Below are 10225 nucleotides of genomic sequence, written 5' to 3' on the forward strand. Positions count from 1 at the left end.
TTATTTGCAAAAACTTCCCGTGGATACGCTAAAAATTGATCAGTCATTTATCAAGAGTTTGTCGGAAAATACGCCAGAGGAATCGTTGGTTAGGACCATTGCTGCGCTTGCCGCAAGTTTGGATCTTGATGTCATCGCCGAGGGTGTAGAGACAAAGGAGCAACAGGGTCAACTGCAAGCACTGGGATTACGAAAGGCGCAGGGGTATCTGTACGGTAAACCAGAGTTACGCTGGGTGCCGTCGTTGGGGTGAGTCTCGTGAGCGCTTATGGTAGTCTAGCGACCTCCGCCCTTAGCTCAGATGGATAGAGCGTCCCCCTCCTAAGGGGAAGGTCTCAGGTTCGAATCCTGAAGGGCGGGTCAAACCCACTCGGGTGCATAGTCGGCATCCCTATGGCCGGTTGATTTCGGCTCAGCGAAGCGTAATCAACGTGACTTCCTCCGCAAATAAACGGTGTCACACGTAGGACACTGATACTTCGCATCGTACCGCCATTTTTCAAGCCACGTTCTATGTTGTCGCTGCAAAGCTACTTTGAGCGTGCCGCATATTCGACAATCCCCCAGTAAAAAGCATGTAACCTTTTGATTTTTATGGTTTAAATTCGGGGGGGGGGGGGGGTACTGTTCCCTTGTTCACACCTTTATGATCAGCACGTAAATATAAAACAAAACTTTTATTTAAGCGAGCGCTGGTCTTGTTTTTTTAACCTCCGGCGAACTTGACCTTGTACCCAATCGACTCCAAATACGTCTTTATCTTCTCGCGCTGGTCGCCTTGAATCTCGATGTCAAAGTCCTTGACAGCACCGCCGACGCCGCATTGCTGTTTTAGCTGCTTGGCTAAGGTTTTTAAATCAGCGCCAGCCAAGCCCAGTCCACTTACAATCGATACCGTTTTGCCTCCGCGTCCCTTATTGCTGCGCATAATGCGGACCCAGCCATCGCCTGCCGGCGGGGCGGTAGGGCCACATTGGCACCGAGCCTCGGGCTGGCCACAGCCGTGGCACAGCCTGCCGTGCTCGGTTGAATAGACAAGGCCTGATTTCTTCCCCATGGCGGTTTCCTGATGTCACTCGTCGGTCAATGGTCAAAGGTAAAAGTTTAACGCATTGGTGGTTACGCTGGCGAATCATCGTTATGATTGGGGATTACCTCCGGCACACAGTTGGCGCGAAATGACCGAGACAAAGACAGGCCCTCATCTCTACTCTTTGGAAGCACAAATCGTGGATCTGCAGACACGTTTGGTATTCGCCGAGGAGGCGCACGCAGAGCTCGACGATATTGTTGCTCGGCAGGACGTAATGATTCGTGAGCTAAAACGCCAACTAGATGAGTTACGCGGAGAGCTGGAAGCAGCAAGCGCGCAGTGGGGTGAAACAAACGCTGTTGAACGCCCCCCACATTATTGACCCTTACCAACAATAAAGGAGAATAACATGAGCGACGGAGCTAGAGTCGATACCCCGGAACAGGCGGCCTTCAGAGAGCACTGCCGATCTTGGCTGGCAGCAAATCACCCCGGCGAACCGCCAGTCCGTTTGCCGCAAAGCGCCATCGAGATCATGAACAGCGATCAAATGGATTTCTTACAGGCTTGGCAGAAGTCGGCCTATGACGCAGGTCTGGTCGGTTGCGACTACCCTGAGTTTTGTGGCGGCGGAGGCCACACGAATTTTCAGCGGATAGCCAATGATGAGATGATTCGTGCTAAGACGCCGATCTTGCCTAACGTTATTGGCTTAGGTATGGCAGCGCCGACGATTCTGAACCACGCCAGTGATGAGCTAAAAGCCGAGTTACTGCCTCGCTTGCTATCGGGTGAAGATATTTGGTGTCAGGGATTCAGTGAGCCGGGCGCTGGCTCGGATTTGGCAAGTGTGCAAACCTTTGCCGAGCCCACGGATGATGGTAAGTGGGTGATCAATGGTCATAAAGTGTGGACGAGTTTGGCGCACTTTGCGAGCTGGATGATTATTTTGGTGCGCACGGATAAGTCGCACAAATACGACGGCCTCAGCTATTTTGTGGTGCCCATTAAATCTGCCTTGGGCAAAGGCGTTACTGTTCGCCCCCTGATTAAGATGACAGGTGAGCTTGGCTTCAACGAGGTCTTGTTCGAAAACCTTGTGGTGGACGACCGCATGCGCCTAGACGAGCTCGGTAAGGGCTGGCAGGTGGCCATGACCACGCTGCTATTCGAGCGCGGTGCGGGTAACCTGGATACACCGCGAGCCGGAGGCATGACATCGAAGGCCTCGTTCACAACCTCCGTGAGCGCGGTCGTGAAACTTGCGAAAGAGACAATGCGCGGCGGCAAGCCGGTGTCGGACGATCCGGTCATGCGTGACAAAATCATGCAGGAGTTGGTCCGCGAAGAAGGCTTTATTCAGACCTCGCGGCGTGGACGGGTGCCCGAATTAACCGACCATCCGATGCGTATACCGCTGCAAGGTAAGGTGCAGGTAAGCGAATTGCATCAGCGAACTGCGAATCTAGCCATGGAAGTCGGAGGTGCTAAAGGCTCCTTATACCTAGGCGACGACGCTGCGCTGGAAGGCGGGCAGTGGACATTGGGCTACATGAACTCCTTTGGTTTCACGATTGCTGCCGGCACCAGCGAAGTACAACGTAATATTTTGGGCGAGCGTGTGCTCGGCCTGCCGAAGTCTAAATAGGAGGGTTTGACCATGGCACAACCAAAGAATTTTGGCTACGACGCGGATGCCGCAGCCCTCAAAGCGCAAGCAGAAAAGTTTTTTAATGATCGTTTGCCGGTGGATCAACTGCATGCCCTAGTGGCGCACGATTCGACCCCCGAGCGCGATCCCGTGGTGGATTGGAAGCCCGAAATCTGGGCTGAAATGGTGGAACTCGGCTGGTCAATTCTAACCGTGCCTGAAGAAAAAGGCGGTTTAGGTTTGCCCCTGGTAGCTGTCGCAGGTTTAATTGAAGCACAAGGTAAAGCCGCCTGCCCAAGCCCTTTGCTTGAAACCCTGAATTCAGGTTTAGTGCTATCGCATTGTGATCAAGCCGACGCTGGGTTTGAGGCGATCTTAGAGGGTAAATCGGTAGCGCTGGCCTTTGCCGATCAGCACGGTAGCTATGAGCCAAGTACAACTCAGGTGCAGGCAAGCGGTGGGGTACTCAGCGGTACGGCGTATTTTGTGCAAGAAGCCGGTAAAGTCGATGCACTGCTGGTTGCTGCGCAATCCGATAGCGGTATTGCTTGGTACTGGGTCGATAAGAGTGCGGCAGGTGTGAGTGTAAAACAAGACGCCATTATCGATTTAACACGTGATCAGGCGACGGTTACCTTTGACGGGGTGTCTGCCGTTAAATTGGGTTCGGACGCATGTGCCGCTTTTACGGCCGCACACCCCGCAATTTCTGCGCTCTTGGCTGCCGATGTCGTCGGCGCAGGCGAATGGTTATTGCAAACTACGGTTGAGTATGTGAGCGTGCGCAAGCAGTTTGAGCGTCCGCTGGGATTTTTCCAAGGCGTTAAACACCCATTAGTCAATGTGATGATGGCAATTGATGAAACCAAGTCACTGGCTTACAGCGCGGCCTGTGCTTATGACTGCGTCGAGCCCAACACCCAGAAAGCAGGTCACGTAGCCAAGGCCTCAGCGGCCGATACGGCTGATTTTTCAGCGAGCCGAGCGGTGCAAATGCACGGTGGTATAGGCTTCACCTGGGAGTGCTACGTGCACTTGTATTTTAAACGTCAGATGCACAGCAAAGCCTTGTACGGCGATGCGGTTTGGCATCGCGCCAAGCTGGCTGACATTGTATTTGGTCCTATAGCGGCGTAACTAGAAAGGTAAGGTATGAGCAAGTCAACTTGGGCTTTGGTGGCCCTAGCGTTTTTCGGTGGTCTGTATGTGTTGTTTCAAATGGCAACTCGTACGCCGGAGCCGCCCGCACATCAGGTATTTATTGATGGCACGGTTCTAACGATGAACGCAGAAGCGCCCATCGCCGAGGCGATATCGGTACGTGGTGACACGATTGAGGCGGTGGGCAACACCGAGGATATTATGGCGCTCGTCACCGACGAAACTGAGGTCCACGACTTGCTCGGCCGAACCTTGCTACCCGGATTTATCGATGCTCATGGGCATTTTCCGGGTTCGGGAATGTATTCTTTAGTCGCCAATCTCAGCAGCCCGCCGGTGGGGGACGTCCTAGACATGGCGATGCTGATCGAGCGCTTGCGCGCGCAAGCTCAGTCGAAAGCGCCGGGTGAATGGGTCATAGGGCTAAGCTATGACGACACCGCGATTGCCGAGCAACGTCATCCGACTCGCTTGGATTTGGACAAGGTTTCGACCGAGCAACCGGTTGTGGCACTGCACAGCTCGTTACACTTTGCTACCGTCAATACCAAGGCGCTAGAGTTGCTGGGCATTGATCCGACAACGCCTGATCCAGAGGGCGGTGTGATTGTCCGCGATGAGCAGGGGCGGGCCACAGGTGTGCTTGAAGAGAACGCGATGATGAGCCTGATGCAAGAGGTCTTAAGTTTTGGCGCGTTTGAAGGTTTTTTAATGACGAAAGCCGCTGTTAAGGACTATGCGCAGCATGGCGTCACAACGGCAAATATGGGAGCCGCGTCTCAAGAGCAGATGAAAGGCATGCGCATGATGTCAAACTGGGGCGTCATACCGCAGCGGCTCACCGTCATGCCTTTGCAAACGGAAAACGACGAAGCCATTACGCAAGGCACCTTTGATGAGACGGAGTGGGACACTGACCGGTTTGACGTTGTCGGCTTTAAAATTGTGGCTGACGGCAGTATTCAGGGTTATACGGGTTATTTGAGCCATCCTTACCATGTGCCCTATAACGGGGATGCTGATTATCGCGGCTATGCGCGTGTTTCGCGCGAAGAGTTGTTTAGGCAAGTGCGTGAAATCTTCAAGCACGGCTACAAAGTCGCCATCCATACCAATGGTGATGCCTCCATCAATGATGCTTTAGATGCCATCGAAGCGGCACTTGAAGAGTTTCCTGCTGAAGACCACAGAACGATTTTGATTCATTCCCAGATGTCGCGGCTAGACCAGGTTGAGCGGATGGCCCGTTTGGGTGTGACGCCATCATTCTTCACAGCGCATGTGTATTTTTGGGGTGATCGACATCGCGATATCTTTATGGGGCCCGAACGCGCTGAAAATATTAGTCCGTCACAATGGGCCATTCAGAATGGTGTTCGCTTTACCACGCATTTAGATACGCCAGTGGTCCCAATGCGCCCACTTCGTGCGGTGTCGGCGATGGTGAACCGTTTAACCAGTTCTGGCGCGGTGCTCGGTGTGGATCAACGTACCGATATGATGACAGCGTTGCGAGCAACAACCATCGATGCCGCCTGGCAGGTGGGGCAAGAGACTAGGCTGGGTTCGATTGAACCGGGTAAGCTTGCTGATTTGGTGGTGCTATCGGGTAACCCGTTGGAAAATGCCGACCGCGTGCACGAGCTTAAAGTCGAGCGCACGGTCATTGGCGGTGTAACGATTTATCGCCGCTAGGTAAAGCTCGCGATACAGGCTCTAATTTCCTGCGCTAAAGTATCTGGCTGTTCCAGCGCAGCGAAGTGACCGCCCGCGTCCAAGCTATTCCAGTACGTCACGTTAGGAAATCGCTGTTCTACCCAGCGGCGCGAGGCTTTAAAGATTTCTTTTGGAAATAAGCTCACGCCTGTTGGCGCATTGACGATGGGCAACTCTTCGGTGGGGTGAAAGCTCTCCCAGTACAAGCGTGCTGAACTTGCGGCAGTGGCGCTAAACCAATAGAGCGATACAGTGTCTAGTATCGTTGTTCGATCAACCGCATGTTCTGGCAGGCTAATGCCATCGCGTTCACAATCAGTCCAGGACCAGAACTTTTCCACAATCCATGCCAGCTGCCCAACAGGTGAGTCGGTTAAGGCGTAGCCAATGGTTTGTGGGCGCGAGGCTTGTTGGGTAGAGTAACCACTGTCCCAGCGCACGTAGTGTGCGCCGGCAGCTAAGGCGTCGTTTTCTTCGTCTGTTAGTTCGCTCATGGTGGCAGGGTCCGGTTGCACAACGGGCATGGTAATGTGAATACCCTGAACGCCGGAGTCGGGTAGCAAAGGCAAAGTCTGGGTAATGATGCTGCCCCAATCGCCACCGTGGGCAAAATACTCTGCATAGCCCAGAGCCTTCATTAGTTGATCAAATAAGTAGGCGATGGTGGCAACACCGGTGCCTGTTTGCTGAGGCTTGCCTGAAAAGCCGAAACCGGGCAGACAGGGAATGACTAGGTGGAATGTTTGCTCGCCATCGGTGCCCTGTGATAAGCGGGGTATTAATTCTCTGAATTCAAGAATCGATCCGGGCCATCCATGGCTAAGTAATAGTGGTTTGGCGTTGGGCTTGTCGGAGCGTATATGCAAAAATGCGACATCTTGATTACCGATTCGCAGTGTCTGTAAGCCTTGACTGTTAATCCAATGCTCGCACGCACGCCAGTCGTAGCTTGAGCCCCATTCAGCGGCCAAATCCTGCAGGTAGGATAAAGGAACCCCTTGGCTCCAGTCGTCAACGAGCTCCGCCTCAGGCCAGCGGGTCTGACTCAAGCGCTGCTTAAGATCATTGATGTCGGTCTCGGGAATACTGATGCGCAAAGTTTTCGGTGCAGCTGTCATTTTGATCTCCTTATTCTTCTACCCAAACGGTTCTGAGCGGTTCGCCAAAGTCGTCGTAGATCACTTTTTTCTTGGGGCGTTTTTTAACCTTGGGCTTTGCGGAACTCACACTTTTGCGACGCGATTGCAGTTCGGCCACGACATGATCGAGCGGGGTGCGCTCTTGTTTGGGGCCGGTAAATATCTCTCGCAGGGTGCGGTGTTCGGGTTGGGTGGCATCTTTTCCGCTCTTGCCTGCTGGTACCTGATTAACGCAGCCGCCCGAGGCAATGAAAGCCTGCACTTCCGCCTGAAGGGCTTTGCGAACGTCAGCTTTGGTCGGAATCTTTTTCATACACTGGGTTAAACACCACTATGAGTAAAATTTGATACAACCACACAGTGTGTCCCTCACGCGGCGCTTTGTAAATAGTAAAACGTACTGTTTAAGTGGTTCAGCTTTTGGTTTAATGAGCGCCTAAATTTCGGGGGATTTTTATTTTGCTTAAGTTTATTCGCTCGACGCTGGTGTTCGCCTACCTGGTGATCACACTGATACCAGCGGCCAGCCTCTTATTGTTGGTATCGATCATTCATCGCGGTGACTTTATTTATTGGCGGGTTGGGGTTCCCTACTTAAACGGCGTCATTCAAGCGGCGCGTATTATCGGGGGTGTAAACTATCGCGTTGAGGGTCAAGAAATCCTTGACGCGCTGGCTCTCAGTAAGCAACGCGTGATACTTTGCCCGAAGCACCAGTCCACGTGGGAGACCTTTTTTCTGCCCACGATTAGTCCCAATCCCTTGTCTTACGTCTTTAAGAAAGAGCTATTGTGGATTCCGTTATTCGGCTGGGCGCTGTACCGCTTGGACATGATTTATATCGATCGCTCAAAACGCAAAGAGGCTTGGAACAAGGTCGCAGAGCAAGGTCGTATGCTAATGGATCAGGGCAACTGGGTGATTATGTTCCCTGAAGGGACGCGAACCGTGCCCGGGGTAGACCCAGCCTACAAAACGGGTGCCAGCCGTTTGGGTGTGGCGACCGATGCGGTTTTAGTACCTATTGCTATCACCTCCGGCCGTTGCTGGCGCAGGGCTTCGTTTGCTTTGACCCCCGGCACTATTGATGTTGCAATCGGCGAGCCAATTACCTGCCAAGGTCGAAGCGCTGAAGACCTCATGCACGAAGTAAAAGAGTGGGTCGAGGCAAAAATGCGTGAACTCGATCCTGAGCCCTACAGGGTCAAGGCCTAAGTCTTTAGGTAATGGCTTCGAAGCGATTGGCGTCCCGATTTTTGATGACCTGTTCGGGTTCAAAGATCTGTCCATTCATCGCGATGTAAGCGCCGGGTGCCGCCGATTGCGCGGCACCTAAGGCACAGCCAATGTTAAAGATGGCGTCGGAATCACGAAAGGCCGCAGGTTGCAAGGCGCCGGTAAAGACGACCGTTTTGTCCACAAGGTTACCAAGATAGCGGGCGGAGTCGGTCATGGTGTCGGTCCCATGAGTGACGATGACACGGGCGCCAGCCGGTAGCTCTGCGATACAATCAGCGAGCGTCTGGCGGTGTTTATCGCTCATATCCAAGCTATCAATCCGCATCAGAGGGATAAGCGTATGGGAAAAGGCAACGTTCATTTCGTCAAGTAAGCGTTCAATTACCGGCTGGCCAATTTGATACGTGCTTTTCGCGTCAAAATACACCTTGTCGATTGTACCGCCGGTTGTGATTATGTGAATATGCATGCGCTTGCCAACAATAGTGAATTAGGGCCCGAGGGATAATTGTCATGAGCTTTTACGAAGACCGTATTTTACCACACATGATTAACTGCGCTTGCGGCTCTGGTACTTTTCACAAACAGCGCAATAAAGTCGTTCCCCGAGCTCTGGGCAAGGTGGTAGAAATTGGTATTGGTACGGGGCTCAACCTGACACATTATGATCCAGCGAAGGTCGAATGCGTCATCGGGATTGATCCAAGTGAAAAATCGTGGGAACTGGCCCAGGAGCGCGTCAAGGCAGTACCTTTTCATGTCGAGTATCGCGGCTTGTCGGGCGACCAAATCCCCCTTGAAGATAAGTCGATGGATTCTGCTGTCGTGACCTATAGCTTGTGCACCATTCCTGACCCCGTAGCGGCATTGCTCGAACTGAAAAGAGTGGTCAAGTCAGGGGGTTCTATACACTTCTCTGAGCATGGGTTGGCGCCAGAGGACGGGGTCATGAAGTGGCAGCACCGCATCAACCCGATTTGGAAGCGTATTGCGGGTGGTTGCCATATTAATCGTGATATCGCGGGCCTATTTGCCACGGCGGGTATTGCTCTACCCGAGCTTGAAGCGATGTACCTTCCTAAAACCCCGAAAATCGCGGGGTTTAACGTGTGGGGGCGGGCCGAGGTTTAACATGGATCCTGTTACACAAGGCGCTTTAGGCGCGGCGGTTGCGCTGACCAAAGCGCGACCTAAACAACTCGCTGGAGCCGCGCTGATAGGTGCCTTAGGGGGTATGGCGCCGGATCTGGATGTGCTGATTCGATCCAGCACAGACTCGCTGTTGTTTCTGGAATACCACCGCCAGTTCACGCATTCTTTGCTGTTTGTTCCCATCGGTGCTTTGCTGTGTGCATTAGCCTTGTCCCCTTTGCTAGGGAAGCGCTTTGATCTGACTTTCTCGAGCGTCTACACGTTTTGCTTGCTGGGTTACGCCACGCATGGGCTGTTGGATGCTTGCACGACCTACGGTACTTTGTTGCTCTGGCCTTTAAGTTACGAGCGTGTTGCCTGGAATGTACTGTCTATCATCGACCCCTTGGTGACGCTGCCTCTGCTGTTGGGTATTTTTTGGACAGTGCGGTCGAAGTCGTCCGCGCCCATTTTTCTGGCTTTGGCGTGGTTTGGTAGCTACGTGGCAGTGGGAGTGGTGCAGCGTGATCGCGCTGAAGCCGTCGCTTGGGAGTTGGCGCTGGCTCGGGGGCACTCGCCTCAGCGGCTGGAGGCCAAGCCGAGCTTTGCGAACCTGTTGGTGTTCAAAACGGTGTACGAAGACAGTCATCAGTTTTATGTGGATGCAGTGCATGTGGGAGTCGACACTAAAATCTACGAGGGGAAGTCGGTGGCCAAGCTCGATGTCGGTCGCGATTTTTCCTGGTTAGATTCCGGATCGCAGCAGGCGAGGGACATCGAGCGTTTTCGCTGGTTCAGTAACGATTATTTGGCGCTTGATCAGAGCGATCCTAATCGTGTAATCGATATGCGATATTCCCTACTACCAAACGACATTAACGCGTTGTGGAGTATCCAGCTCGATCCGAATGTTGGCTCAGATGTGCACGTGGCTTATCAAATGCACCGCGGTGATTCTAGAGCCGCATTGCCCACGTTGTGGGCAATGATCACCGGCGAAGATATCGATTAAGAGTGATAAACGGCTTGTGCTGCACCGAGTGCTTTACCGGTCGCAATGTTGGCACCTTGTGCACTGAGCACGGTTTCTAGTGCCAGCAAACATTTGCGCACGTTGACGGCTTTAGCGCTAAAGCCCATGAGGCCGATGCGCCA

General features: G+C 53.1%; 12 protein-coding genes and 1 tRNA gene. 9 read left to right on the plus strand and 4 right to left on the minus strand.

The genetic code is table 11. From position 1 onward, the window contains the following. Nucleotides 1-253 (plus strand): EAL domain-containing protein (locus tag ACTF5Z_RS09230; protein ID WP_438985384.1); only part of this gene is annotated, 253 nt, incomplete at its 5' end. 33 nt (nt 254-286) lie between these two features. Continuing rightward, nucleotides 287-360: transfer RNA gene (locus ACTF5Z_RS09235), tRNA-Arg, on the plus strand. A 346-nt stretch (nt 361-706) separates the two neighbouring features. Here ACTF5Z_RS09235 and ACTF5Z_RS09240 read toward each other — a convergent pair. After that, nucleotides 707-1057 carry a translation initiation factor Sui1 gene (locus ACTF5Z_RS09240; protein WP_423854969.1) on the minus strand — a complete coding sequence of 117 codons (351 nt, stop codon included), beginning with the start codon at nt 1055-1057 and terminating at the stop codon, nt 707-709. A 121-nt stretch (nt 1058-1178) separates the two neighbouring features. Here ACTF5Z_RS09240 and ACTF5Z_RS09245 point away from each other — a divergent pair, with 121 nt between their 5' ends. Genes ACTF5Z_RS09245 through ACTF5Z_RS09260 form a run of 4 tightly spaced genes read left to right on the plus strand, consistent with a single transcriptional unit; the run spans nt 1179 to nt 5540 of the window. Further along, nucleotides 1179-1415, plus strand: coding sequence for a SlyX family protein (locus ACTF5Z_RS09245; protein WP_438985385.1), 237 nt, complete (start codon nt 1179-1181; stop codon nt 1413-1415). Between the two features lie 27 nt (nt 1416-1442). Next, nucleotides 1443-2681, plus strand: coding sequence for an acyl-CoA dehydrogenase family protein (locus ACTF5Z_RS09250; RefSeq protein ID WP_423853596.1), 1239 nt, complete (start codon nt 1443-1445; stop codon nt 2679-2681). 12 nt (nt 2682-2693) lie between these two features. Further along, nucleotides 2694-3821 (plus strand): acyl-CoA dehydrogenase family protein, encoded by a 1128-nt coding sequence (locus ACTF5Z_RS09255; protein ID WP_438985386.1) that lies wholly within the window; start codon nt 2694-2696, stop codon nt 3819-3821. A gap of 15 nt (nt 3822-3836) precedes the next feature. Further along, complete coding sequence (locus ACTF5Z_RS09260) at nt 3837-5540, plus strand: amidohydrolase (protein ID WP_438985387.1); 1704 nt, start codon at nt 3837-3839, stop codon at nt 5538-5540. On the opposite strand, the gene ACTF5Z_RS09265 is transcribed toward ACTF5Z_RS09260, so the two are convergent. Further along, on the minus strand, nt 5537-6679 hold the full coding sequence (locus tag ACTF5Z_RS09265; RefSeq protein WP_423849976.1) for an alpha/beta fold hydrolase: 1143 nt from the start codon (nt 6677-6679) through the stop codon (nt 5537-5539). The genes ACTF5Z_RS09260 and ACTF5Z_RS09265 overlap by 4 nt on opposite strands. 10 nt (nt 6680-6689) lie before the next feature. Then, nucleotides 6690-7013 (minus strand): hypothetical protein, encoded by a 324-nt coding sequence (locus ACTF5Z_RS09270; RefSeq protein WP_438985388.1) that lies wholly within the window; start codon nt 7011-7013, stop codon nt 6690-6692. 146 nt (nt 7014-7159) lie between these two features. On the opposite strand from ACTF5Z_RS09270, the gene ACTF5Z_RS09275 reads away from it, so the two are divergent. Further along, nucleotides 7160-7915, plus strand: coding sequence for a lysophospholipid acyltransferase family protein (locus tag ACTF5Z_RS09275; protein ID WP_423849978.1), 756 nt, complete (start codon nt 7160-7162; stop codon nt 7913-7915). Nucleotides 7916-7919: 4 nt separating this feature from the next. Here the strand turns inward: ACTF5Z_RS09275 and ACTF5Z_RS09280 are convergent, their stop codons facing one another. Then, nucleotides 7920-8408 (minus strand): asparaginase domain-containing protein, encoded by a 489-nt coding sequence (locus ACTF5Z_RS09280; RefSeq protein WP_438985389.1) that lies wholly within the window; start codon nt 8406-8408, stop codon nt 7920-7922. 44 nt (nt 8409-8452) lie between these two features. On the opposite strand from ACTF5Z_RS09280, the gene ACTF5Z_RS09285 reads away from it, so the two are divergent. Together ACTF5Z_RS09285 and ACTF5Z_RS09290 are read left to right on the plus strand one after the other, a co-directional pair. Continuing rightward, nucleotides 8453-9070, plus strand: a complete 618-nt coding sequence (locus ACTF5Z_RS09285) for a class I SAM-dependent methyltransferase (protein ID WP_423849980.1) — start codon at nt 8453-8455, stop codon at nt 9068-9070. A gap of 1 nt (nt 9071) precedes the next feature. Beyond that, nucleotides 9072-10082: a metal-dependent hydrolase gene (locus ACTF5Z_RS09290; protein WP_438985390.1), complete on the plus strand. Its 1011-nt coding sequence runs from the start codon at nt 9072-9074 to the stop codon at nt 10080-10082. Nucleotides 10083-10225 lie beyond the last annotated feature (143 nt).

Origin of the sequence: Aequoribacter sp. (assembly GCF_965659035.1) — a bacterium.
In the GTDB taxonomy this organism is placed as follows: Bacteria; Pseudomonadota; Gammaproteobacteria; order Pseudomonadales; family Halieaceae; genus Aequoribacter.